Here is a 21,766-nt window from a genome sequence, read left to right as displayed (position 1 = left end):
GCGCTACCGTCGCCATCGGCTATTTTCGGGCCGAAGTCGACCCGATCGATCCCCGTCAGGTAGCCCCTTCGCTCTTCGGCGGCTCGGCGTCGTCTCGAACCGTAACGACGGGGACGTCGGACATCCGAACGACCTTCTCCGTCACGCTCCCGAGCAGGTACCGATCGACACCCCGTCTACCGTGGGTCCCCATGACGACGAGATCGATATCCGCGTGGTCGGCGTACGCGAGGATGACCTGATAGGGATCGCCGACGTGGATGATCCCTTCCGTGTCGACTCCCTCGAACTGTCTCTCTACCTCCTCGACGATCTCGATCGCCCGCTCCCGAATTTCGTCGCGGAGCTCTTCGTGATCGCCGCCGAGCATTCCAGATCGCGTCTCGTCGGAATCCCCGCCGAGCATTCCGGACCGCGTCTCGTCGGAGCGTCCGCCGAGCATCCCGGACGGCGACCGTTCGGCGCCATCGCCGCCCGTATAGCCGACGTACGACGAGTTGACGACGTGCAGTACGTGGACGGTCGCGTCGTACCGCTCTGCAAGGTCCCTCGCGTGCTCGATCGCCGCGCTAGCGCCACTGCTCCCGTCGGTCGGAAAGAGGATATCGGTGTACATGGTTCGTCCCCAAGCGGACTCTCGGGACGCTTCCTACCAGCACCAGCGCATTAGAGCTTGGGGGGTGTATTGCAAGCGCCCTTACGGAAAGATCGGCTCTCGAGGCGAAACTCGAGCGTTCGGCCGAAACTCCGACCCCGGTCGAGAACAATTATGTGGGTGGACTCACCTTCTCCGGCACATGTCGGAATCCGAATCGCAGTCGCCGTCCGAGCTGGAGTTTGCCGAACGCATGCAGCGGGCGGATCGGTGGAGCAAGTGGATCGCGATGGCGCTCACCTTCGGGTTCTTTTTCGTGACGATGGTGCTGACGAACAACGTCGAGTTCAGCGCCGTCGTCGCGGCCGCCCTGGGTATCGGGGTTCGCTTCGTCATCCCCTATCGAGTTACCCTCTCCCGTCCCGCCGACGAGCGCGAGCCGCTCGTCGGGGACCAGGGGTCGCCGCAGTTTCACCACGGTGCGGCCGGCGGCGCCCTGATATTCAGTTCGGTTGCGGCGGCCGTCGTCATGGTCGGAAGCGGGAATTCGACACCCGGACTGGTTGCGGGCGGGATCGGGCTGGCCGTCTCGTACGTCGCATTCTCGAAGGCGTTCCCCCGCGCTTGAGCAGTCTGCTGACTTCGATCCGCTCGGATGGGTGAGCCCACCACGGGTTGGACGTGCGGACTCGCCACGGTTCGAACTCGGCTGTCGTCACCGCTGGTTCCGCTGCGTGCTGGACCGACCACAACTGATTTACGAGAGTAATTGCCTTTGAATCATATGTTTAGCCAGCTCGAGCTCGCGAGACGCGACGGTCGAAACCTCCTGCTCGTTCTCGCGATCATGATTCCCGTCCTGTTTTTCGTCGCCGACGGGGCGCTAGAGGCTCGAGTCCTCGCGGCCGTGCTCGGCGGCGTCCTCACGGCGGTGACGTTTCTCGCGGTGACGGTCGCAATCAACCGATTCGGGCCGGACTACTGAGCCTTACGCGGAGGCGAAGCGAACCGTCGCCAACGAGTCGATGACTGCGAGACGCCGGCCTACAGAGAGCGGCTGCTCGCCGTCGGTCACAGCATCTTTATTCGCACTCGCCAACAGCCAGCTATGACCGCCCCACCGCTCGCCCTCGACATCGACGGCACGCTCACCCGCCCCGACGGCTGGGGGATCGACCCGCGCATCTTCGATCCGCTCCGCGACTGGGACGCCCCCGTCGTGATCGCCACCGGGAAGGCGTTTCCCTATCCGGTTGCGCTCTGTCACTTCATCGGGATTCCGGAACTCGTCGTCGCCGAGAACGGCGGCGTCGTCTACACCGGCGACGATGTCTTCTTCACCGCCGACCGCGAGGCCGCCCAGGCCGTCGTCGAGGACTACCGCGCTGCCGGCTACTCCCCCGGCTGGGGTGCCGAAAACACCGTCAACCGCTGGCGCGAGACCGAGGTCGCGGTCAACTTGGACCAGCCCGTCGGCCCGCTGCGCGAGATCGCCGCCGAGCACGGCCTCGAGGTGATCGACACCGGCTACGCTTACCACGTCAAGGACACGACGCCGAACAAGGGCGACGGGCTCGAGACGATCGCCGAGCACGTCGGTTTCGACCTCGAGGCGTGCGTCGCCGTCGGCGACTCGGTCAACGACGTCTCGACGTTCCAGGCCGTCGGTCGGAGTTTCGCCGTGGCGAACGCCGACGAGACGGCGAAGGCCGCAGCCGACGAAGTTCTCGAGGAGAGTCACGCCGACGGGACGCTGGCGGTGCTCGAGCGGGTTGGGGGACACTGGACTGGATAAGCTGCAGTAGCCGCCACTGCAGAAGACCCACTCGAGCGATCCGTCGCCTCTGAGACGACAGTTCGAGCGTACTCAGCCGTGTCACTCAGAACGCTTTTCTTTCGGCCGCCGAACCGTCACGTATGGTCACAGACACGCTCGTCGCCGTCTTCGGACTCGTGACGACGGTCGCGCTCTTCGCCGTGGCCCACTGGGACGCGAGCCGGGTCGAGTTCTCGAGGCCGCGACTGTGGGCCGCCATCGTGGCGGCTCCCTTCGCGGTCGGCATCGGACTGTACCTGTTCGTACCGACGGCGCCGATGACCGGCGTCATCATGACCGCCAACACCGGGCTCGTGCTCTACGGCTTCGAGCGGGAGGTGTCGACCGAGGACGAGGAGCCGGCCGAACCGGGCGAGTTGCTCGAGTAGCGGATCGAGACGAGCCGCGTCTTCTCCGAGACGGACTCGAGACTCCGATCGGACGTCCGTACCGCCCAGATCGGATCTCACCCGGAAGTTACGTGACAACGGAAGATCTATTTTCACTCCTCGAGTCGACGAGCGTATGCCCGCTACGCGCCGTCGAGCACTGGTCGCCATCGCCGTCGCGAGCGGCGTCGCCGGGTGTACGGATCGGCTCTCCATCGGCGAGTCCGACGACACGTCGCCGGCTGACCGCCGCGTTGCTGCGTCGTACGAACCGGACGCCGGCGAGTGGATCCGCTCGAGTCGCTCGTTCGCTAACGATCTGGTCTCCACCACGGCGCAACCGACGCGGGACGAGCCGAGCGAACGGTGGGCCGCAGGGGATAACGCCACCACCAGTATTGTCGTCGCCGACGGCGTCGTCTTCGCTGGTGGACGTACCGGTCTCGAAGCCCGACGGCTCGAGGACGGGGACCTTCGCTGGGACGACGACGAGAGCGTCGTTTTTCTCGCCGTGATCGACGGTCGGTGTTACGTCGCCAACAACGAGGCGCTCGTGGCCCTAGATGCCGAAACGGGCGACGTGGTGTGGCGGCACGAAGTGGCCGACAACAGCCGGATTCGGTCGTTTCTCGAGACCGAGGGAACGGTCTACTACACGGCCGACGGAGATCTACACGGCCTGCACGCAGACACCGGTGACCGCCGATGGACCGTCGACGGTGAGGGTCGGGATGGGACGCTCGCACTCGCTGACGGCACGCTTCACTGGACGACGGTACAGTCACATCGGCTGCTCGATCTGGAGGGTGCCTCTCGCCCGAGCGAGCGATCGATGATCCCCCTCGACGGGTACGATTCGCACATCCGTCCCTTGGAGCCTGCGGTCGTCGACGGAACGATCGCTCTGGGCGGGTTCGACGAAGACTTCCGGCACGGGGCTCCCGTGAGATCACTCTCGTCACGGGGGACGATCTGGAGCCGTCCGTTCGAACCGTTCGTTCCGACTCCCGCGATAGTCGGGAATCGCCTGCTCGCCACCGGCTACGACAACAGGTCGGACGAACTCGACGAAAGTACCGTCGCATCGTTCGACCTCGAGACCGGTGATCTCCACTGGGAGACGACCGTTCCCGAACCGGTCGGCCCGCCCGCCGTCGCTAACGGAGTAATCTACACGGGCGGGGGCCACCCAAGCGAGTCGGCGACCGAGACCGGACACCTGTTCGCACTCGATGTCGAAACGGGCGACGTCCGCTGGGAAATCGAAACCGATGGCGCCTCCGCCGGGCATCCGCTCGCGCTCGTCGACGACGTCATCGTCCTCGGAACGAGAGCGGGCGTGGTCGTCCTCGAGTGACGACTCCCTCACTCGGATCACGCGGGCCCACCGGCGACCTACACCACACGCCTTTTGTCCGCCCCCGTTCAAGCGAGGGCAACATGAGCGATTCCGCCGAGACGGGCGTCGACGCCGGGACCGACGCCGACACCGACGAGGGCGACGACGGCGGCCCGATGCAGGTCTCGAGTCCCGACTACCACAGCGAGAACCACACGGCCGCCCAGACCTGCGGCTGGACGGCCAACGCCTTGCGCGGCGAGGGCAAGTGCTACAAGAACATCTACTACGGGATCGAGTCCCACCGCTGCATCCAGATGACGCCGGTCGTTCGGTGTAACGAACGCTGCGTCTTCTGCTGGCGCGACCACCAGGGCCACTCCTACGAGATGGACGACGTCGAGTGGGACGACCCCGAGGCGGTCGTCGACGCCTCGTTGAAACTCCAGAAGCGACTCCTCTCCGGCTTCGGCGGCAACGACGAGGTGCCCCGGGAGGTGTTCGAGCAGTCGATGGAGCCGCGCCACGTCGCGATCTCGCTCGACGGCGAACCGTCGCTCTACCCCTACCTGCCGGAACTCATCGACGCGTTCCACGACCGCGACATCACGACCTTCCTCGTCTCCAACGGTACCCGACCCGAGGTGCTCCGGGAGTGCGATCCCACGCAGTTGTACGTCAGCGTCGACGCCCCCGAACGCCACACCTTCGACAACGTCGTCGGCGCGATGGAAGACGACGCCTGGGAGAAACTCCTCGAGACGATGGACGTCCTCGCCGAGAAGGACGAAACCCGAACCGTGCTCCGAACGACGCTCGTCAAGGGCGAGAACATGCACCATCCCGACTGGTACGCCGGCTTCTACCAGCAGGCCGATCCGGACTTTATCGAGATGAAGGCGTACATGCACGTCGGCCACTCGCGGGGCCGACTCGACCGCTCGGCGATGCCCGACCACGAAGAGGTTGTCGAGTTCACCGAGCGTATCGGGGAGTACATGCCCGAGTTCACGGAAGTGAAGGAGGTGCCGGCCTCCCGCGTCGCCTTGCTCTCGAAGACGAGAGACACCTGGGTGCCGAAACTGAAGAAGGACAGCGAGTTCTGGGAGCGCGACCCGGTCACCGGCGACTGAACGAATCCGTCCTCCCGGCCGCGAAGCCGGGACCGGACCGGTTCGCCGACGGCTTCCGATCAATCGCTACTGAGCGGCGTCGCCCGCCGCACGTCCTGTTCGAGTCGCGTCGCGTACTCGAGTCGGAGCGCCCGCGCTGTGTCCGCACTCGTTATCTCCCGCCCTTCGAACTCGTGAGCGATCGGCTCGTAGGCGTCGACGTCGAACCCCATCCGCTCGAGGTACGACCGAACGGCGGCCGATTCGATCCCGTCTCGGATCGCCTGGTTGACGTATTCGAGGACGGCATCGAACTCGGGGAGCACGAACGTCTCCTCCCGCACGTCGCCGGTTTTGCCCTCGATACGGACGTCGGAATCGCCGAGTCGTTCGGCGAGGTCGGCCATCCGATTGGCCAGCCGGACGATCTGACTCGGCAGGGCGCTGTCGGGTGAGCGCCACTCGACGGTCGAGAACTCCTCGCGGAGCTGGACGGGCGTCCAGATCGCGCTCTCGGGATCGAAGTTCGCCTCGACGGCCTGGCGGGCGACACCCGCGTCGGTGGCTCCGGTCACGAACTCCTCGTATCGGCGCTCGAGTCGGCGGTTCCACTCGTCTGCGTCGTCGACGTACGACCACAGCCAGCCCTGGTGTGGGACGTCGTCGTAGGCCAGCCAGCGGTACAGCTTCGAGCGCGCTCCGGTGGCGAGCGGTTGACCTCGGAAATATGGCGACGAGTTGAGCAGCGCCAGCGCAGGATCGAGTGCGATGAGGGTGTTCAACTGGTCGATTTCACAGCCGGGTTGTTGTTCGACGTGCACGTGCGTCCCCGCACAGTGGCGTGCGTATTCGAAGTTTTCGCCGACGACGCGGTTTTGAATCTGCGTTCTGTCACTCGGGAGCTCCCGAATCTCATCGAAGGCGATCGGCGTGCCGAGCGGAACGAGTCCTCTGCCGAGCTCGTCGGCTCGCTCGAGGACGGCGCCGATCCTGTCGAACAGCTCCTCTCGCAGCTCCGTCGAGGTTTCACAGGGCGTCGTCTTGATCTCGAGCAACGGTTCGACGAACTCCCGTTCGGCTCCCGGTGAGGCGTCGACGAGTGGGCCGGGTTCGACCAGCCGCCCGTCGTCGTCGATGACCCAGTATTCGACCTCGACGCTCCGCCGTATTCGTTCAGGTTCGGGTGTCAACACGGTGATCTCGGTGTGCCGGCGACGTGTGCGTGCTGTGGCTCGAGTCGAATCGTTTCGCCGCGGGGTCCTGATATCGTGTCATACGACCACATGCACCATATGGAAACAAGAACTTTTCGCAGCTTTGCTTATACCTCATATATCTACCCATAATAGCGATTTATTTGACTTTATGTTCCAGATCGCACACTAATCGGAAATAAAGTTGAGTTTATCGAATTCACAGCTTACGGATCGTCCTCACAGCAGCAATAACGGTTATCATCGATACTGCAGAACGGTGGACAGTGACGCTTCGACCGTTTATCGAGGATGCCGATCCTGCGGCCGTGACGATCGCCGTTCTCAGCGCCGACGGGCCCGGTCCGCTCGAGGTCATGCTCGCGGAGACGTTCGAGACGCAGTCGATCGACGTCGAGACAACCGTCCCCGACTCGGTCGCGGACGAGTTCGACGCCGTCGACGGCGATATCGTCGTGTTACTCGAGGACGGCGTTCCCGTCGCCGCCTCGCGGATGATGGAACTCTACGAATCGATTCTGGCGATCAACTCGGATCTGTTCGTGACCGGTGCGCGCGGGCTCGGCGAGATCGAGTTCCCGGACGTGCTGGCGGCCCTCGAGGACACGCGTTTGCGTCTGCGCGGCTACCCGCTGGCGCACAAGGAGAAGCTGTTGTTGATCCTCGTCTCCCGGTACATCGAGCAGCTCGCGTGGGCTGCAGGTCGGGGAACGTTGCGCAGTTCGTTTCAGCGACTCTCGAGGATCGACGACGAGGTGGGTACTCGCGAAGTTTACGACACGCTCAGTGCGACCGACGTCGACGTTTACGTCTACGGCGTCGACGACGGAACGACGGTCGATCTCGACGTCACCGTCCGCAGCGGAACGGAGCCGGTGTACCGAGACGCCTGGTTCGTCGTCTACCGGCCCGACGAGCTCGATCCTGATAGGGCAGCCCCCGACGTCGAAGCGACCGCGCTGGTCTGTCTCGAGACCGAGCCTCGAGTCTGGGAGGGCTTCTGGACCACAGACCCGGACCGTGTCGCGACGATCGACGAGGCCATCGGCCGCGACCTGTGACAGTCGTCGACCGAAACGTCCCGGCCGTCGATGGGCTCGCACACCTGGTTTTACGGTGACATCTGTGGGTAGTGTGAACACGAACGGAAGATGCGAGATCGGAGCTACAGTCGGCGACGGACCGTCGCGACTCTCGGAACTGCTCTCGCAGCGGGCGTCGCCGGCTGTTGCGGAGACGATTCGGACGACGGCATCGCGTTCGACCACCCCCAGGAAGTCCGGCCCGACGAGCCGTTCGACCTGACGGTCGACGGGCTCTCCGCGACGACAGAACTCGAGGTAACTCTCGAGTGGCCGGAGGGCGGTTCTGATGCGATTTCGACGCTCGAGACCGACGGTGAGGGCCGGCTCGATCTGTCGAGCGCGAGGGTCGTCGACGGCCACGTGCCGGCGGACCTCGACGTGCCGATCCCGGTCGCACTGATCCAGTGTAGCTACGAGTCGTTCTGGGAGTATCTGCCCTCGGGCGAGGAACGACTGACCTACAGCGTCGGGACCGAGGACGAGCGGTTCGGCTCGACCGAACTGCGCCGACGGCATCCGGACCCCGAAGCGGCCGCGGAGCCCGACCACGCCGAGTTGGTCGGCGACGTGTTCGAGCCGCTCGACGGCGACGGTGGGCCCGGCATCCTCGTCCTGCACGGCTCCGACGGTCGGCCGCTGATCGACCACGCGTTACAGCTCGCTCAGCGGAGATATACGGCGTTCGCACTGCAGTACTTCGGAGCTGGGGGGCTTCCGGACGATCTCGTCGAGATTCCGCTCGAGTACGTCGAAACGGCGGCCGAGTGGCTCCTCGATCGCGACGGGGTGATCGGCGATCGGGTCGGCGTGATCGGGATGTCGAAGGGGGGCGAACTCGCACTGCTCGCCGGCAGTCAGTTCGACGCGATCGGTCCGGTCGTTTCGATCGTCGGCAGCGGGCTGGTCTGGGAGGGTGGGGCCACCGTAACCGACCCGCCCGAAACGTCGTCGTGGTCGCTGGGCGGCGAGCCGATACCGTACGTTCCGTACCACGACGGTGTGACCGAGGAGGGGCTGTCCGGACGGGAATTTTTCGTCGAATCGCTCGAGGCCGCGAGTGCGGAGACGATCGACGCCGCCACGATTCCCGTCGAGCGGATCGACGGTAACGTCGTGTTGGTCTCTGGCGGCGACGACGAACTGTGGCCGACCGCACGACTCCACGAGACCGCGGTCGAACGGTTCGAATCGCAGGGCCGTCGCTCGTTCGAGCATCTCGTCTACGAGACGGCGGGTCACGGGATCTATCCGCCGTACCGGCCGGTTAGGGGGACGACAGCGGAGGAATTCGGCGGATCGTTAGCCGGGAACGCACGGGCGGCCCACGAACACTGGCCGCACGTTCTGGAGGCGTTTTCGACCATTAGATGAGTCTCTGCCCTCGACATTCGACTGACCGTATTCCTACAGCGGGAGCCACCGGTGGCTTTTTGCCTCGACTCCCCAACCGTGTGGTACCGGCGATAAACGCTCGCCAACTCCATCACAGTTCTGTTATGCATACCACATTCGGTATGCTTTTAGGTAGCTGTCCCATAGCCTTCGGTATGTCAGTGTCAGCCGAGTCTGCCGTCGGGCACGACGAACTCGCCGTGCTCAAACTGCTCGCGCTCGAGGGCGGCCTCGAGGGCGACGTCAAGATCTCCTGTTCTCACCTCGCAGAACGACTGAATGCGTCGAACCAGACCGCCTCGCGACGGCTTCAGCGCCTCGAGAGTGCCGACCTCCTCGAGCGCGATACCGTCAGCGACGGCCAGTGGGTGGCAATCACCGACGAGGGCGAGCGCGCACTCCACGCCGAGTACGAGGACTACCGTCGCATCTTCGAGACGGACTCGGAGATCGAACTCGACGGCACCGTCACCAGCGGGATGGGCGAGGGCCGTCACTACATCTCGCTGTCGGGCTATATGCGGCAGTTCGAGGAACGACTCGGTTACGAGCCGTTCCCCGGCACCCTGAACGTCGACCTGCGGGAGGACAGCGTCCGCCGACGCAGCGCTCTCGCCTCGCTCGAGCCGGTCCCGATCGACGGCTGGGAGGACGACGAGCGCACCTACGGCCCGGCAGTCTGTCACCGGGCGACGATCGAAACGGCCGAAGGCGAGCGCTACGAGGACGCCCACATCATCGCACCCGAGCGAACTCACCACGACGAGGACCAGCTCGAGGTCATCGCGCCCGAGAAACTGCGCGAGACGCTCGATCTCGACGATGAGGATCACGTCACGGTCTACGTGGGTGATCGACGATGACCGGCCACCACGCCGGAACGCGACCGAACGCCGGCGGGGGTGACGGAACTGGTTCGACGGCGACGGCCGACTCGGTCGAAGACGCCCTCGACTCGCTCCGGGCCGGCGAACCCGTGCTCGTTCACGACGCGGCCGATCGCGAGGGCGAGACGGATCTGATCTACCACGCCGATAGCGTCACGCCCGAGGCGGTCGCTCGCCTGCGAAACGATGCCGGCGGCCTCGTCTGCGTCGCCCTCGGCCACGATCTCGCCGAGGCGTTCGACCTCCCGTTCTACACCGACGAGGTCGACCACCCCGCGAGCGGCGACCACGAACTCGGCTACGACGAGCGCTCGTCGTTCTCGCTGACGGTCAACCACCGGGATACCTACACCGGGATCACGGACAACGATCGGTCGCTGACGATCCGGGCGCTGGGCGCGGCTGCAGGCGCACCGGAGGAGACCGACTTCGCGGCGGAGTTCCGCGTGCCTGGGCACGTCCACCTGCTCAAGGCCGCGCCCGATCTCGTCGCCCAGCGCGAGGGCCACACCGAACTTGGCGTCGCCCTCGCCGAAGCCGCCGACCTCTCGCCCGCCGTCGTCGTCTGCGAGATGTTGGACGACGAAACCGGCGAGGCGCTGACCCCCGTCGACGCCCGCGCCTACGCGGATCGCCACGACTTTCGCTATCTCGAGGGCAGCGACGTCCTCGAGCGACTCGGGTAGCGGAGCTGTGGATCGGACTGCGGCTCAATCGCCGTCCAGGTCGGACGTCGTCCGTTCAGTCTCCGTTTCAGTACCATTCGTCGGGCCGCTTCGGTAGACTGCGTACAGGATGAGCACGGCGATCGTAAAGTCGAGCCCGTGTTCGACGAGGTGGTGTATCGTCATCGGGACGAGTCCGAAGGCCGTTCCGAGTCCGACGACCGATCGGAGCGCGAGGAGTCCGAGCACGACCGTGATCAGCAGATAACGCATCGACCGTCGCCGCGAGTAGGCGACGACGCCACAGCAAAAGAGGATCGTCGTCCCGACGACGGCGAGGACGAGCACGGCGAGTAACACCGGGGCCAGCTGCGGATCCAGCCACGGGATGTCGAAGGGACTCGTGTGATCCATCTACACGACGCTACATGGCATGTGAGCTACCTATGTGCTTCGGTCGGCTCCGTCTCCCGCTCGCGGGCCCCGTTCGATCCGACGGGACGGGTCATATGTCGGTTCTTATCTGTTGGGAACGATCAAAAGCCGTTATCAGGTTCCCAGCGCTAGTCGGTGGTAGCAGCCATCGTTCGGTCATACGAGCGGTGAACGCGGAGACAGATCGATTCCCATGAGCGATACTCGAGACCAAATCAGGGCCCACGTCCGATCGAACGCCGGCATCCACTTCAACGAACTCGTCAGGGAGTCGGCGTACGCGCCGGGACAGATTCAGTATCACATCCGTCGATTGATCGACGCTGGCGACCTCGTTCGCGAGGAATGCCACGGCCAGACGCACTACTACCCGCCAGCATACGACGCGTGGGAGCGCGGTGCGCTCGCGCTGTTCCGCCGCGAAACGGTCCGAGAGCTCGTCGTCTACCTGATCGAACACGAGCCGTGTCGGCCCGCGACGGTCGCCGACGACCTCGGGATCGCCAGGAGCACGCTCGAGTACCACCTCGATCACCTGGTCGAACGCGAGATCGTCGACAAAACCTACGACGAGCGCAATCGCGTCACGCTCTCGCTCGCGAATCCGGAGCGAACCGCGCCGCTGCTCTCGGACGTGACTCCGACGGTTCCCGACCGACTCGTCGATCGGTTCACCCGACTCGTCGACGGGTTGCTCGAGGGGACGTCGAGCTCGGGACAGACGTAGCCGTCGGACTCGACATCGACAATTCGAATCGAGCGGTCCCAACGGTCGAATCGGAAGGAGCGGCGAACGGCGATTTTCGACTGAGGTGAACGGACCGCTGCTGTTTCAGCTGTTTCTACGCCGAAGTTGGAGCCCTTCGACGGCGACCGCGAGCGAACCGGCGACCACGGTCGCGACGGCACCGAACTCGAGCAGCGTTTGAAACGGCGACGCCTCGTCAGCGGAGCCGTGGTCGTGACCGTCTCCATCGTGATCGTGGTCCGCGTGGTCGTGCTCCTCCGCACCGTCGTCGTGGTCGGCGTGCTCGTCCGCGGGAAGCGCGGTCGCATCGATCCACTCGCTGACGTAGGAGCCGCCGGGTGAACCGGTGACGCGAAGCTCCCACTCGCCCGCGTCGGGAAGCGGCTGGACCGTCGCGTAGGTGCCGTCGTCGGTCTCCTCGAGTTCGACTTCGATCTCCGTGCCGTCCCCGCCGCTCGCCAGCAGCCGAACTGGCTGTTCGGAGTCGACCGGTGAGCCGTTCTCGAGGAAGGCGACCTCGAAGACGATCGGCTCGTTCGCTCGAAGCTCGAACGACTCGTCGGTCGACTCGTTGGCGGCCGGGAGCGCCGACACGTCGACGAGCACGTCGTCGTACTCGTACTCGATGGTCGCTTCGATCGGTTCGTCGCCGCCCGCACCCGCGACCGCGGCCGTCGGGGCGGACGTGAGCAGCCCCGAGAGCAACAGGACGACGACTAGCAGCGTGACCTCGAGCCGGACGGCTCGAGCGATCCGCGTGACCGTCAGCTGCCGGCCGCTCCCGTCGCTTCCGCCGTCCGTACTTGCCGGGCGCGAACCGTCGACGGCGTCCGTCGGCGGAGATGACTCGAGTCGACCCAGGAGAACGTATCGGGTGAGGCCGCCGAGCGCGAGCGCGGCGACGACGAGGAGGAGTTTCGCGGCCAGAACGAGGCCGTAGAACGTGTCCGTGAGGCCGCTGGCGGTCGGGACGTGCCACGACGCCAGGACGAACCCCGTCCCGACGACGAACGTGACGCCGACGAGCGCGAGGATCGAGAACCGCCGGATCGTCCCCGCGAGCAAGACGGGACGGTCCTCGGGGTGTGCGTTCCGAACCGTCGGCACGACGACGAACGCGAGGACGGCCAGCCCGCCGACCCAGAGGCCGGCGCCGGCGATGTGGGCGAAATCCACGATAGTGCCGTTCACTCGATCGATCGCGGTCGCGGAGTGACTCGTCCACGCGATCGTTCCCGCGACGGCCAGCGCCCCGACGAGCGTTCCGGCCAGCGCTCCGCGTCGCGGGAGCCGCCCGCGAGCCAGCGCCGCGACGATCCCGGCGACGCCGACGGCGAGAGCCACTTGCACGAGCCAGGCCTCCCCGAGCGGCGTCTCCGTGAACTGGGCGATCGTCTCGGTCGAGAGCGGCCCGAGTGCCGTGCTCCGAGCGAGTCCGAGCGCGATCGAGCCCAGAACCGTGAGTCCGGCGGCGCCGGCGAGGAGCGTGCCGATCCGTCCGTCGATCAGTTCTCGCTGTGTCGCGTCCGCTCGAGCGACCGCCGGACCGACGGCGACGGCCGCGACCGCCGGAATCCCGATCAGGCCGGCGACGCCGACGAGCAACAGCGCCTTCGCTCCCGCTTCGAGCGGCGGGACCGACTCGTCCTCATCGCCCTCGCCTCCCTCTTCGTAGGCCTCGAGAACGGCGTCGCGATCGAGCGGTTCGTCGCCGACGGCGAAAAAGAACGAGCCGGAGGTGGTGTGGCCGTCGTCGGCGAGGACCTCCCAGTCGACGGTGTACATCCCATCCTCGCCGTCGGCGTCGTCGATCGGCACGCGGACGATCTGGTTGTCCTCGTCGTCGATCTCGGGCTCGCTCGAGACCGGCTCACCGTCCGGCCCCTCGACGACGATATCGGCGTTGACGACGCCGTCTCCCGAGAAGGAGAGGGTGACCTCCTCGGGGACGTCGTCGAGCTGTTCGCCGTTTCCGGGGTCGGAGTCGCTCAGGTAGGCGTGGGCCGCAACCGGGGTCGCGACGAGTCCGATCGCGAGCGCCATCACGACGAGTACGACGAGCACAGACGCGAGTAGGGACTTCCGAGAGAGCGGACCGTCGCCGTCGACCGACGATGTCGTCTCCATCGGTTAGCGAAGGTTTCCGGTGTATCCGCCGCCGGAGTCGCCGACAAACTGCACCGTGTCGACGCCTTCCTCGACTTCGACGTGTTCGACGAGTTCCTGGGCTTCCATGTCGACGATCGCGACAGTACCGTCCTCGTCAGCGGGGGTGATGAAGTAGCCGCCGCCGGCGACGCCGGACCGGTGGAGGAACGGTGCATCCTCGGGGCGTTCGATGTAGCCGACGTCGACCGTCTCGACGATCTCGAGCGCGTCGACGTCGATGATCGACGCCTGATCGGTCTGCGTGTGGGCGGTAAACGCGTAGAGCGTGCCGTCTTCGGCCTCGTGATAGCGGAGGGCGTCCGGCCCCTCGTCGACGTCGACGACACCGAGTTCGTCGCTCTCGTCGCTCGTCGCGTCGAGGAACCGGATGCTGTTGCCGTCGAGGACGCCGAGAACCTGCTCGTCCGGGGAGAGGTACATGCCGCCCGCGAAGTCGAGGTACTCGACGACCTCGTCGTCCTCGGTGTCGACCACGGCGGTCGCGTCGCCGTGCTCGAAGTACGCGAGTCCCGTCTCGGGCGCGTAGGCCTTGTAATGGGTTCCCTCGTCCTCGTTCTCGAGTTCGACGTAGTCCGTCCGTTCGTACGCCTCGAGATCGATGATCAGCGCCGCGGGGTCGTTGACGTTCGTCGCGTACCCCATCTCGCCGAAGTCCTCGTGGTAGAGCAGTTTGCCGTGGCCCTCGTTCTCGAGGCCGGACTGGACGATCTCCGTGACGTCGTGGGAGTCGGTGTCGATGACGTAGAACGTCCCCTCGTCGTCGCTGTGGGCCCACATCTCGTCGTCGTTCGGGTGGTACATGTGCGTCGGATCTGGTCCGACGTCGATCTCGTCGACGATCTCACGGGTTTCGGTGTCGATGACGAGCACCTGAGACGGCGACTCCCGGATGACGTAGATCTCGCTGTAGTCGGCCGTGATCCGCGGATCGCCCCATCCCTCGTCGTCGAGTCCGTCGGTAATCTCGTCGACGACCTCGCCCTCCTCCGGATCGATGATCGCGATCGTGTTCGGTGCGAACGCGTAAATGAGCTCTTCGCTTCCCTCACCGTTCGATTCGTCGCCGTTCGACTCGTCGTCGGTACCGTCGTCACCGCCGTCATCGTCTCCCCCGACGCAGCCGGCGAGAGCGATCGCGGAACTGCCGGCAACTACCTGTACGAAGCGTCGTCGATCGAGTGAACCGTCCATACGCGATCGAATGGCCGCGATCGTATAGCCCATTTTGGTACGGCAGCCGAAACCGTGTTACTAAGGGACGTGGAAATTCGATGGTTCTCGCACTGTCCGGTCGGATACTACGCCGGTCGGCGAGTATCGATCGATCAATCGATCACAGCAGACGCGAGAGCCATCCCACTTCGATCTCATCGGCCGCTTCCGTTACGGAAATCGCGAACACTTAGTACGGTGGTGTTCAACACTCTCGACCATGGGATTCGATGAGATGGACGTCGACACGATCTGGATGGACGGCGAGTTCGTCGACTGGGACGACGCCCAGGTCCACGTGTTGACCCATGGACTTCACTACGGCAGCGGCGTCTTCGAGGGTGCCCGGTGTTACGACACCGAGGAAGGGCCGGCTATCTTCCGCTGGGAAGAGCACTTAGAACGGCTCTTCCAGTCGGCAAAGCCCTACGAGATGGACATCGACTACACCGTCGAGGAACTCACCGAGGCGACGAAGGAACTCATCACGAGTCAGGATCTCGAGTCCTGTTACATCCGCCCCGTCGCGTTCTACGGCTACAACTCCCTCGGCGTCAGTCCGAAGGACTGTCCGACCCGCACCGCCATTGCGGTCTGGCCGTGGGGCGCGTACCTCGGCGAGGAGGCGCTCGAGGAAGGGATCGACGTGATGATCTCCTCGTGGCGCAAGCACGCCTCGAGCCAGATTCCGACGAACGCGAAGACGACGGGCCTCTACGTCAACAGCATGCTCGCGGGCGAGGAAGCCCGCCGCAACGGCTACGCGGAGGCCATCGTCCTGAACAAGGAGGGCAACGTTGCGGAAGGCCCCGGCGAGAACATCTTCCTCGTGCGCGACGGCGAGATCCACACGCCCGGACTCTCGGAGTCCATCCTCGACGGCATCACCCGCGACACCGTGATCGAGATCGCGGAGGATCTCGGCTACACGGTCCACGACAGCGTCTCGATCTCCCGCGGCGAACTCAACACGGCCGACGAACTGTTCTTCACCGGCTCCGCGGCCGAGGTCACGCCCATCCGGAAGGTCGACAACGTCGTCATCGGCGACGGCTCCCGCGGCCCCGTCACCGAGGACATCCAGCAGCGGTTCTTCGACGTCGTCGAGCGCCGAACCGACGCCTACGACGAGTGGTTCGAGTACGTCTGAGCTGACAGTTCGGTCGTTAGTACCGGTATCTCGGCTCTTTCGACGATGACTCTCGAGTGGATCTCGAACTGCGCTTCGTTGGCGGCTGTTCTCGGCGAACGCGTCGCTCGCTTGCTACGCGAGTTGAGCGGTCCGAAATTGACTCACATATCACTCTCAGACTGTCTTCGTCGCTCAGCAAGAAATATGGGGACAAGAACAGCAACCGCAGCAACAAGCGTCAGTTGGACGGCTCTACTGTCTGCCAAATACAACGAGATGAGGAATAGTACGGAGCCAAGGATAACGACTAACGCTTCTTTGCTTGTCCCTTTTCCCATCATCTGTTATAGACCACCAACAAATATGGATAACTCTTGTGGTACAGAGGGCCACTCTACTGTCCGCTGGAACTCTCATCGTCGCACTCTCGAGTCGCACCTGATTCCATCCACGAACCCGATTTCAGCTACCCGTCGCTTTCGTAGCGTTTTTGCCGGTTGTCGGGAAACGACGGGTATGACTACCTGCCCCTGGGACGATTGGAACCACATTCTCAAGATCGATCCCGACAAGGAACTCCCCGAGGGCGTCACCTACGGCGATCTCTGTGCGACCGGCACCGACGCGATCGAAGTCGGCGGCACCATGGGCATCACCGAGGAGAACATGGAGGCCGTCGTCGACGCCTGCGCCGAACACGACGTGCCGCTCTACCAGGAACCTTCGAGTCCCGACGTCGTCATCGACAACCGGGCGCTCGAGGGGTATCTCATCCCGTCCGTCTTCAACGCCGGCTCGCCGTTCTGGATCACGGGCGCACACAAGGAGTGGGTCCGACTCGATAACGGTCTCGACTGGGATCGAACCTGGACCGAGGCCTACATCGTGATGAACCCCGACGCCGACGTCGCGACGTACACCGAGGCCGACTGCGATCTCGACGCCGACGACGTCGCCGCCTACGCCCAGATCGCCGAACGGATGTTCGGCCAGGAGATCGTCTACGTCGAGTACTCCGGGATGTTCGGCGATGAGAAAATCGTCGAGGCGGCAGGCGAAGCGACCGAGGAGGCGACGCTGTTCTACGGCGGCGGCATCCACGACTACGACTCGGCCGCGACGATGGCCCAGTACGCCGACGTGATCGTCGTCGGCGATCTCGCCCACGACGAGGGCGTCGAGGCCGTCCGCGAGACGGTCGCGGCGGCGAACGACGCCTGAGGACGGGCGTTACTTCTCGACGAGGTCCCGAATCGCCGGCAGCACGTCCGTTACGTCCTCGCGGACGATCACGTCCGCCGAACCGTCGACCGGCGTCGACTCGAGGTTGACGATCCCGACGGTTGCGCCCGACGACGCGGCGAGTCGGGGCAGCGACGCGGCGGGTTCTACCACCAGCGAAGAGCCGATGGCGAGGAAGACGTCGCTCTCGCGGGCGAGCGATCGGGCGCGCTGAATGACCGCGCCGGGCAGTTGCTCGCCGAAGAGGACGACGTCGGGTTTGTAGACGCCGCCGCAGTCGCAGGTCGGCGGGCGTTCCCCGTCGGCTGCGCGCTCGAAGATCGGATCGCCGTCCACGCGTTTTCCACAGTCGATGCAGCGTACTCGCTGGGAGTTGCCGTGGAGTTCGAGGATGGTCGTTTCGTCCGCCTCCTCGGCGGCGGACTCATCGCCCACCGATTCCGCAGCCTCACCGTGTAATCCGTCCGTGTTCTGGGTAAGGATCGCCTCGAGATAGCCGTCCCGTCCCATCGCGGCCAGCGCCTCGTGGGCCGCGTTGGGCTCGTACTCCCCGTCGAACATCACCCGTTGAAGTTCGACGCGATCGTTCCAGAACCCCTCCGGATCGCGCCGGAACCGGCCGTAGGTGAACTGGCCCTCGTCGAACTTGTCCCAGACGCCGTCGTCGCCGCGAAACGTCGGGACGCCGGACGGTTCGGAGATCCCCGCACCGGTGAAGGCGACGACGGTCTCTGCATCGCGGATATCGTCGGCGAGTCGCTCGAGGTCGTCCATATCGGATGGTCGGACTGCAGGCTCAAAACTCGTTATGGTGGTGATGATCTGCGAAAAACACATATGCATAGAATGAAAAATGTAGATACACAGATGGGGAGTAAGACAGTGAGCCTCAAGGACGAAACGTACCGGCGGCTCAACAGAGAAAAGCGGGACGGCGAAAGCTTCAGTGATGCAATCGACCGTCTGCTCGTTGAGGACGATACGAATCCGCTTCGAGAGCTAATCGGACTCGTCGATGAAGACGAACTCGAGAACGTTCGGACACGTTCGAACGAGTTCCGAGAAGATGTGAATAACCGGTTCGGTAGCGGCGAACGAGCTGACGAGGACCAGTAAATGGTTCTGTTGGACAGCTGTTTTCTCATAGATCTCTTTGCAGAAGACGCCGCTGCGATCGCAAAACTGGACGAATTCAGTTGGCAAGAGGCGTCGGTATCTACGCTTACCGTTTCGGAAGTTGGGTTCGGACTCTCGAACACCGATCGAGAACGGTTCGAGACGATCGTTCAACGAGTGGACGTTCTTCCATACGGGCTTACCGAGTCACGGCGAGCAATGAAAGAACAACGAGTGCTCCGCAAACAGGGAGAACAGATCGGTGCCATCGACGTAATGATTGCAGCGACAGCGCTCGAGGCGAATAAAGCCGTCGTCACGAGGAACGTCGACGAGTTTCAGCGGACGAGTGCCTCGGTAACACCCTACTGAATTCCGCTAGCGTTCAGTCGGACTCGAACGATTGCGCTTAAGTTCCGGCGACCGGAATCGGTGGGTATGCAGGACAGAATTTACACTGCCGACGCCGAGCCGGGCGACGACGCGACCGTCGCCGGCTGGGTTCACGAGATCCGAGACCTTGGCGGAATTGCCTTCCTGATTCTCCGAGACAACTCCGGCAAGATCCAGGTCAAGTTCGAGAAAGACGACATGGACGAAGAGCTCGTCGAGACGGGGCTGGGCGTCTCTCGAGAGAGCGTCGTCAAAGTCACCGGCGCGGTCGAAGAGGAGCCGCGCGCGCCGACGGGCGTCGAGATCACGCCCGAGGAGGTCGAGGTCGTTGCACCGGCCGACCCCGAACTGCCGCTCGACCCGTCCGGAAAGGTCGACGCCGAACTCTCGACGCGTCTGGACAACCGCACCCTCGACCTCCGCAAGGAGGAGGTCCAGGCCGTTTTCGAGATCCGCGCCGAAATCCTGCGCGCCGTCCGCGAGCAGTTCCGCGCGTTCGACTGTACGGAGATCAACACGCCGAAGATCGTCGCCACGGGGACCGAAGGCGGCACTGAGCTCTTCCCGATCACCTACTTCGGCGAGGAAGCGTTCATGAACCAGTCGCCACAGCTGTTCAAGCAGCTGATCGCGGGTTCGAACGTCGAGCGGGTCTTCGAGATCGGGCCGATCTTCCGCGCCGAAGAGCACAACACGCCGCGACACCTCAACGAGGCAACCTCGATCGACTTCGAGGGTGCGTTCTGCGACCAGAACGACGCGATGGACGTCGTCGAAGGCGTCGTCACGGCCGCCTACGAGGCCATTCAGGAGAACTGTAGCGACGAACTCGAGGCGCTCGGCCTCGAGGACGAGTTCGAGGTTCCCGACGAGGCGTTCCCGCGGCTCAGCTACGAGGAGGCCATCGAGCGAATCAACGCGACGGGCGAACTCGACGAGCAGCTCGTCTGGGGCGACGACCTGCCGACCGAGGGCGAGAAGGCGCTCGGCGACGACGTCGGCGGCCACTACTTCATCACCGACTGGCCGAGCGAGATCAAGCCGTTCTACATCAAGGATCACGACGACGACGAGCAGCTTTCGACCGGCTTCGACCTGATGCACCCGCGCATGGAACTCGTCTCCGGCGGGCAGCGCGAACACCGCTACGAAAAACTCATCGAGGGCTTCGAACAGCAGGGCCTCGACCCCGACCAGTTCGAGTACTACACGAAGATGTTCAAGTACGGGATGCCACCGCACGCCGGCTTCGGCCTCGGCGGCGAGCGACTCGTGATGACGATTCTCGGACTGGACAACATTCGAGAGGCTGTTCTCTTCCCGCGTGATCGCCAGAGATTGAGCCCGTAGGGCGAAATGTCTGGGAGCCAGTGAGACGACCGCAGGGAGTCTCGCCGGACCGGCAGCGGCTGAGCCCGTAATCGGGCTCGCCGCTGACCGGCGAGTGGGAGTTCGCGGGACCTTTGGTCCCGCGTTATTCCCGCGAGATCGCCAGCGTTTGTCGCCGTAGACGAGGACGCGACTGATAGGAGCGTCCTCGAAAACGCGAGCGGGAGCAAAGCGACACGCGAGTGGCGACTATCTGGGAGCCAGCGATGCGACCGCAGGAAGTCTCGCCGGACCAACAGCGACTCTCGCCGGAGGCGACAGACGAAGAGTCGGTGCAACTCGAGCGAAACATTCGATTTTTCGAGCACGTTCGTGTCTACCGCCTATCGAAGACGCTGCGTGCGAGCGATGCGGACGGTGCTCGGGGAATCGGCGGGCCGTTACCACCAGCCCCAGCCGTCGTCATCGTCAACGTCGACGCCGGCCGCTTCGGCGAGGTTGGCACCCACTGCCTCGTCGCCCAGGAAGCCCAGGTGACTCGAGACGCTGTCGGTCACGTCGACGTCCGTGTAGTTGTCCGCCGTGTCGCCCGGACAGCCCGCGCCGTCGTTACCCAGTGCGGCACCGAAGAAGCCACCGTAGGCCGCACCGACCGTCGAATCGTTCTCGGAGTGGTAGTTGCGAACCTCGTCCGCGTTCGCCGCGATACCGTCGTACCAGTTGTCGCTGAACAGTCCGTCGCTCCCCTCGCAGACCATGTCGCCGTCTGCGGCGGCTCCGAGCGGCGCGACGGTTTCGATTTCGTAGTCGTCGTCCATGTGATTGACAGTCTCGAGGACGATGCGGCCGCCCAGCGAGTGACCGATGAGTCGAAGGTTGCCGCCGCCGTCGTCGTAGAACTCCTCGACCATCTCGGCGAGTTCCTCGCCGACGTCTTCGGTCTCGCTTTCGGCGGACGGGAAGTTGATCGTCGTCGCGTCCCACTCGATGCCGACGTACTCGTCGGCCTCGTAGCCGACGTCCTCCATCGAGGTTGCGACGTCTGCGGCCTGACTCGAGACGGTCGAGTCGCCGAACCAGCCGTGGACGTAGACGAACACTTCATCGCCGACGGGGATCGATGGCGTCGAGCCGATTCCGAAGACGCTGTCACCAACCTCGAGAACCTCGATATCCCAACTCGAGACGGCGGTAGCCGAACTGGACGACGCGGCCAGACCCGCTGTGCCTACGATGGCCGCTCCGGTTCCTTTCAGCATCGTTCGTCGGCTCGGCGTCGTCGATTCGTCCGCTTCGCGTGGTGAGTCGTTGTCTGTCATCGACAGCATATCGTTTCCCAGGAAGAATATTCATTTTACCTGCTCAGTAACGAATCTATTTATATGCTACCAGGTATCGTTGTTAATTCAGGTAGTGGGTAGTATTTTCAGTGGTAGAATGATCGACCATACAGGGAATGGTTGTTCGCCAAATACGCTCTAAACAGCAATATCAGT

Annotated in this window: 23 protein-coding genes; 16 read left to right on the top strand and 7 right to left on the bottom strand. The window is 64.3% G+C overall.

Translation table 11 applies throughout. The annotated features are described in order from the left end of the window. Window positions 1-55 precede the first annotated feature (55 nt). Window positions 56-616 (bottom strand): universal stress protein, encoded by a 561-nt coding sequence (locus tag BLT08_RS02515; RefSeq protein ID WP_090303206.1) that lies wholly within the window; start codon window positions 614-616, stop codon window positions 56-58. 181 nt (window positions 617-797) lie between these two features. Between BLT08_RS02515 and BLT08_RS02510 the strand changes: the two genes are divergently transcribed. The 6 genes from BLT08_RS02510 to twy1 all read left to right on the top strand — a co-directional run bounded on the left by BLT08_RS02510 (window position 798) and on the right by twy1 (window position 5,272). Next, on the top strand, window positions 798-1,223 hold the full coding sequence (locus tag BLT08_RS02510) for a hypothetical protein (RefSeq protein ID WP_090303205.1): 426 nt from the start codon (window positions 798-800) through the stop codon (window positions 1,221-1,223). A gap of 156 nt (window positions 1,224-1,379) precedes the next feature. Further along, a complete protein-coding gene (locus tag BLT08_RS02505) occupies window positions 1,380-1,580 on the top strand; it encodes a hypothetical protein (protein ID WP_090303204.1) in 201 nt (66 codons plus the stop codon). A 123-nt stretch (window positions 1,581-1,703) separates the two neighbouring features. Beyond that, window positions 1,704-2,390, top strand: coding sequence for an HAD-IIB family hydrolase (locus BLT08_RS02500; protein WP_090303203.1), 687 nt, complete (start codon window positions 1,704-1,706; stop codon window positions 2,388-2,390). A 122-nt stretch (window positions 2,391-2,512) separates the two neighbouring features. Next, the gene (locus tag BLT08_RS02495; RefSeq protein WP_090303202.1) at window positions 2,513-2,800 is read left to right on the top strand and encodes a hypothetical protein; all 288 of its coding nucleotides are present in this window, start codon (window positions 2,513-2,515) and stop codon (window positions 2,798-2,800) included. A 136-nt stretch (window positions 2,801-2,936) separates the two neighbouring features. Continuing rightward, window positions 2,937-4,157: an outer membrane protein assembly factor BamB family protein gene (locus tag BLT08_RS02490; protein WP_090303201.1), complete on the top strand. Its 1,221-nt coding sequence runs from the start codon at window positions 2,937-2,939 to the stop codon at window positions 4,155-4,157. A gap of 83 nt (window positions 4,158-4,240) precedes the next feature. Then, the gene (gene twy1, locus BLT08_RS02485) at window positions 4,241-5,272 is read left to right on the top strand and encodes a 4-demethylwyosine synthase TYW1 (protein ID WP_090303200.1); all 1,032 of its coding nucleotides are present in this window, start codon (window positions 4,241-4,243) and stop codon (window positions 5,270-5,272) included. 59 nt (window positions 5,273-5,331) lie between these two features. Here twy1 and BLT08_RS02480 read toward each other — a convergent pair whose 3' ends face one another. Continuing rightward, complete coding sequence (locus BLT08_RS02480; protein WP_090303199.1) at window positions 5,332-6,444, bottom strand: glutamate-cysteine ligase family protein; 1,113 nt, start codon at window positions 6,442-6,444, stop codon at window positions 5,332-5,334. 287 nt (window positions 6,445-6,731) lie between these two features. Between BLT08_RS02480 and BLT08_RS02475 the strand changes: the two genes are divergently transcribed. The 4 genes from BLT08_RS02475 to ribB all read left to right on the top strand — a co-directional run bounded on the left by BLT08_RS02475 (window position 6,732) and on the right by ribB (window position 10,515). Next, a complete protein-coding gene (locus BLT08_RS02475) occupies window positions 6,732-7,526 on the top strand; it encodes a histidine kinase (protein WP_090303198.1) in 795 nt (264 codons plus the stop codon). 90 nt (window positions 7,527-7,616) lie between these two features. After that, window positions 7,617-8,921 carry an acyl-CoA thioester hydrolase/BAAT C-terminal domain-containing protein gene (locus BLT08_RS02470; RefSeq protein WP_090303197.1) on the top strand — a complete coding sequence of 435 codons (1,305 nt, stop codon included), beginning with the start codon at window positions 7,617-7,619 and terminating at the stop codon, window positions 8,919-8,921. A 176-nt stretch (window positions 8,922-9,097) separates the two neighbouring features. Then, the gene (locus BLT08_RS02465) at window positions 9,098-9,805 is read left to right on the top strand and encodes a DUF120 domain-containing protein (RefSeq protein WP_090303196.1); all 708 of its coding nucleotides are present in this window, start codon (window positions 9,098-9,100) and stop codon (window positions 9,803-9,805) included. After that, a complete protein-coding gene (ribB, locus tag BLT08_RS02460; RefSeq protein WP_090303195.1) occupies window positions 9,802-10,515 on the top strand; it encodes a 3,4-dihydroxy-2-butanone-4-phosphate synthase in 714 nt (237 codons plus the stop codon). Before BLT08_RS02465 ends, ribB begins: the two co-directional genes overlap by 4 nt. Window positions 10,516-10,539: 24 nt before the next feature. On the opposite strand, the gene BLT08_RS02455 is transcribed toward ribB, so the two are convergent. Continuing rightward, complete coding sequence (locus BLT08_RS02455) at window positions 10,540-10,908, bottom strand: DUF7471 family protein (RefSeq protein WP_090303194.1); 369 nt, start codon at window positions 10,906-10,908, stop codon at window positions 10,540-10,542. A gap of 214 nt (window positions 10,909-11,122) precedes the next feature. On the opposite strand from BLT08_RS02455, the gene BLT08_RS02450 reads away from it, so the two are divergent. Continuing rightward, window positions 11,123-11,656 carry a winged helix-turn-helix transcriptional regulator gene (locus BLT08_RS02450; RefSeq protein WP_090303193.1) on the top strand — a complete coding sequence of 178 codons (534 nt, stop codon included), beginning with the start codon at window positions 11,123-11,125 and terminating at the stop codon, window positions 11,654-11,656. Window positions 11,657-11,761: 105 nt separating this feature from the next. Here the strand turns inward: BLT08_RS02450 and BLT08_RS02445 are convergent, their stop codons facing one another. Both BLT08_RS02445 and BLT08_RS02440 read right to left on the bottom strand, forming a co-directional pair. After that, complete coding sequence (locus BLT08_RS02445) at window positions 11,762-13,804, bottom strand: copper resistance CopC/CopD family protein (protein ID WP_090303192.1); 2,043 nt, start codon at window positions 13,802-13,804, stop codon at window positions 11,762-11,764. A gap of 3 nt (window positions 13,805-13,807) precedes the next feature. Continuing rightward, on the bottom strand, window positions 13,808-15,037 hold the full coding sequence (locus BLT08_RS02440) for a beta-propeller fold lactonase family protein (RefSeq protein ID WP_090303912.1): 1,230 nt from the start codon (window positions 15,035-15,037) through the stop codon (window positions 13,808-13,810). A gap of 241 nt (window positions 15,038-15,278) precedes the next feature. Here BLT08_RS02440 and BLT08_RS02435 point away from each other — a divergent pair, with 241 nt between their 5' ends. Continuing rightward, window positions 15,279-16,208, top strand: a complete 930-nt coding sequence (locus tag BLT08_RS02435; RefSeq protein WP_090303191.1) for a branched-chain amino acid transaminase — start codon at window positions 15,279-15,281, stop codon at window positions 16,206-16,208. A gap of 498 nt (window positions 16,209-16,706) precedes the next feature. Then, window positions 16,707-17,411: a phosphoglycerol geranylgeranyltransferase gene (locus BLT08_RS02430; protein WP_090303190.1), complete on the top strand. Its 705-nt coding sequence runs from the start codon at window positions 16,707-16,709 to the stop codon at window positions 17,409-17,411. A 9-nt stretch (window positions 17,412-17,420) separates the two neighbouring features. Here BLT08_RS02430 and BLT08_RS02425 read toward each other — a convergent pair whose 3' ends face one another. Next, entirely contained in the window at window positions 17,421-18,206 is a 786-nt protein-coding gene (locus tag BLT08_RS02425) for an SIR2 family NAD-dependent protein deacylase (protein ID WP_090303189.1), read from the bottom strand. Between the two features lie 93 nt (window positions 18,207-18,299). Here BLT08_RS02425 and BLT08_RS02420 point away from each other — a divergent pair, with 93 nt between their 5' ends. The 3 genes from BLT08_RS02420 to aspS all read left to right on the top strand — a co-directional run bounded on the left by BLT08_RS02420 (window position 18,300) and on the right by aspS (window position 20,291). After that, complete coding sequence (locus BLT08_RS02420) at window positions 18,300-18,548, top strand: antitoxin VapB family protein (RefSeq protein WP_090303188.1); 249 nt, start codon at window positions 18,300-18,302, stop codon at window positions 18,546-18,548. Beyond that, window positions 18,549-18,920 carry a type II toxin-antitoxin system VapC family toxin gene (locus BLT08_RS02415; protein WP_006090448.1) on the top strand — a complete coding sequence of 124 codons (372 nt, stop codon included), beginning with the start codon at window positions 18,549-18,551 and terminating at the stop codon, window positions 18,918-18,920. It abuts the gene before it with no gap. A gap of 66 nt (window positions 18,921-18,986) precedes the next feature. Next, window positions 18,987-20,291: an aspartate--tRNA(Asn) ligase gene (gene aspS, locus BLT08_RS02410; protein ID WP_090303187.1), complete on the top strand. Its 1,305-nt coding sequence runs from the start codon at window positions 18,987-18,989 to the stop codon at window positions 20,289-20,291. 419 nt (window positions 20,292-20,710) lie between these two features. Here aspS and BLT08_RS02405 read toward each other — a convergent pair whose 3' ends face one another. Then, the gene (locus BLT08_RS02405; protein WP_394328183.1) at window positions 20,711-21,598 is read right to left on the bottom strand and encodes a lipase/acyltransferase domain-containing protein; all 888 of its coding nucleotides are present in this window, start codon (window positions 21,596-21,598) and stop codon (window positions 20,711-20,713) included. Window positions 21,599-21,766: the final 168 nt, after the last annotated feature.

Origin of the sequence: Natronorubrum texcoconense, from assembly GCF_900100335.1 — an archaeon.
Taxonomy (GTDB): domain Archaea; phylum Halobacteriota; class Halobacteria; order Halobacteriales; family Natrialbaceae; genus Natronorubrum; species Natronorubrum texcoconense.
This window is presented reverse-complemented; position numbering and strand designations above follow the sequence as displayed.

Bases quoted from the DNA above. Each gene is read 5' to 3' on its own strand.
- BLT08_RS02445 (WP_090303192.1), bottom strand. From the start codon at position 13,804: ATGGAGACGACATCGTCGGTCGACGGCGACGGTCCGCTCTCTCGGAAG.
- aspS (WP_090303187.1), top strand. From the start codon at position 18,987: ATGCAGGACAGAATTTACACTGCCGACGCCGAGCCGGGCGACGACGCG.
- BLT08_RS02450 (WP_090303193.1), top strand. From the start codon at position 11,123: ATGAGCGATACTCGAGACCAAATCAGGGCCCACGTCCGATCGAACGCC.
- BLT08_RS02470 (WP_090303197.1), top strand. From the start codon at position 7,617: ATGCGAGATCGGAGCTACAGTCGGCGACGGACCGTCGCGACTCTCGGA.
- ribB (WP_090303195.1), top strand. From the start codon at position 9,802: ATGACCGGCCACCACGCCGGAACGCGACCGAACGCCGGCGGGGGTGAC.
- BLT08_RS02405 (WP_394328183.1), bottom strand. From the start codon at position 21,598: ATGCTGTCGATGACAGACAACGACTCACCACGCGAAGCGGACGAATCG.
- BLT08_RS02435 (WP_090303191.1), top strand. From the start codon at position 15,279: ATGGGATTCGATGAGATGGACGTCGACACGATCTGGATGGACGGCGAG.
- BLT08_RS02495 (WP_090303202.1), top strand. From the start codon at position 2,513: ATGGTCACAGACACGCTCGTCGCCGTCTTCGGACTCGTGACGACGGTC.
- BLT08_RS02425 (WP_090303189.1), bottom strand. From the start codon at position 18,206: ATGGACGACCTCGAGCGACTCGCCGACGATATCCGCGATGCAGAGACC.
- BLT08_RS02490 (WP_090303201.1), top strand. From the start codon at position 2,937: ATGCCCGCTACGCGCCGTCGAGCACTGGTCGCCATCGCCGTCGCGAGC.
- BLT08_RS02430 (WP_090303190.1), top strand. From the start codon at position 16,707: ATGACTACCTGCCCCTGGGACGATTGGAACCACATTCTCAAGATCGAT.
- BLT08_RS02515 (WP_090303206.1), bottom strand. From the start codon at position 616: ATGTACACCGATATCCTCTTTCCGACCGACGGGAGCAGTGGCGCTAGC.
- BLT08_RS02465 (WP_090303196.1), top strand. From the start codon at position 9,098: ATGTCAGTGTCAGCCGAGTCTGCCGTCGGGCACGACGAACTCGCCGTG.
- BLT08_RS02420 (WP_090303188.1), top strand. From the start codon at position 18,300: ATGGGGAGTAAGACAGTGAGCCTCAAGGACGAAACGTACCGGCGGCTC.
- BLT08_RS02500 (WP_090303203.1), top strand. From the start codon at position 1,704: ATGACCGCCCCACCGCTCGCCCTCGACATCGACGGCACGCTCACCCGC.
- BLT08_RS02440 (WP_090303912.1), bottom strand. From the start codon at position 15,037: ATGGACGGTTCACTCGATCGACGACGCTTCGTACAGGTAGTTGCCGGC.
- BLT08_RS02505 (WP_090303204.1), top strand. From the start codon at position 1,380: ATGTTTAGCCAGCTCGAGCTCGCGAGACGCGACGGTCGAAACCTCCTG.
- BLT08_RS02510 (WP_090303205.1), top strand. From the start codon at position 798: ATGTCGGAATCCGAATCGCAGTCGCCGTCCGAGCTGGAGTTTGCCGAA.
- twy1 (WP_090303200.1), top strand. From the start codon at position 4,241: ATGAGCGATTCCGCCGAGACGGGCGTCGACGCCGGGACCGACGCCGAC.
- BLT08_RS02415 (WP_006090448.1), top strand. From the start codon at position 18,549: ATGGTTCTGTTGGACAGCTGTTTTCTCATAGATCTCTTTGCAGAAGAC.
- BLT08_RS02455 (WP_090303194.1), bottom strand. From the start codon at position 10,908: ATGGATCACACGAGTCCCTTCGACATCCCGTGGCTGGATCCGCAGCTG.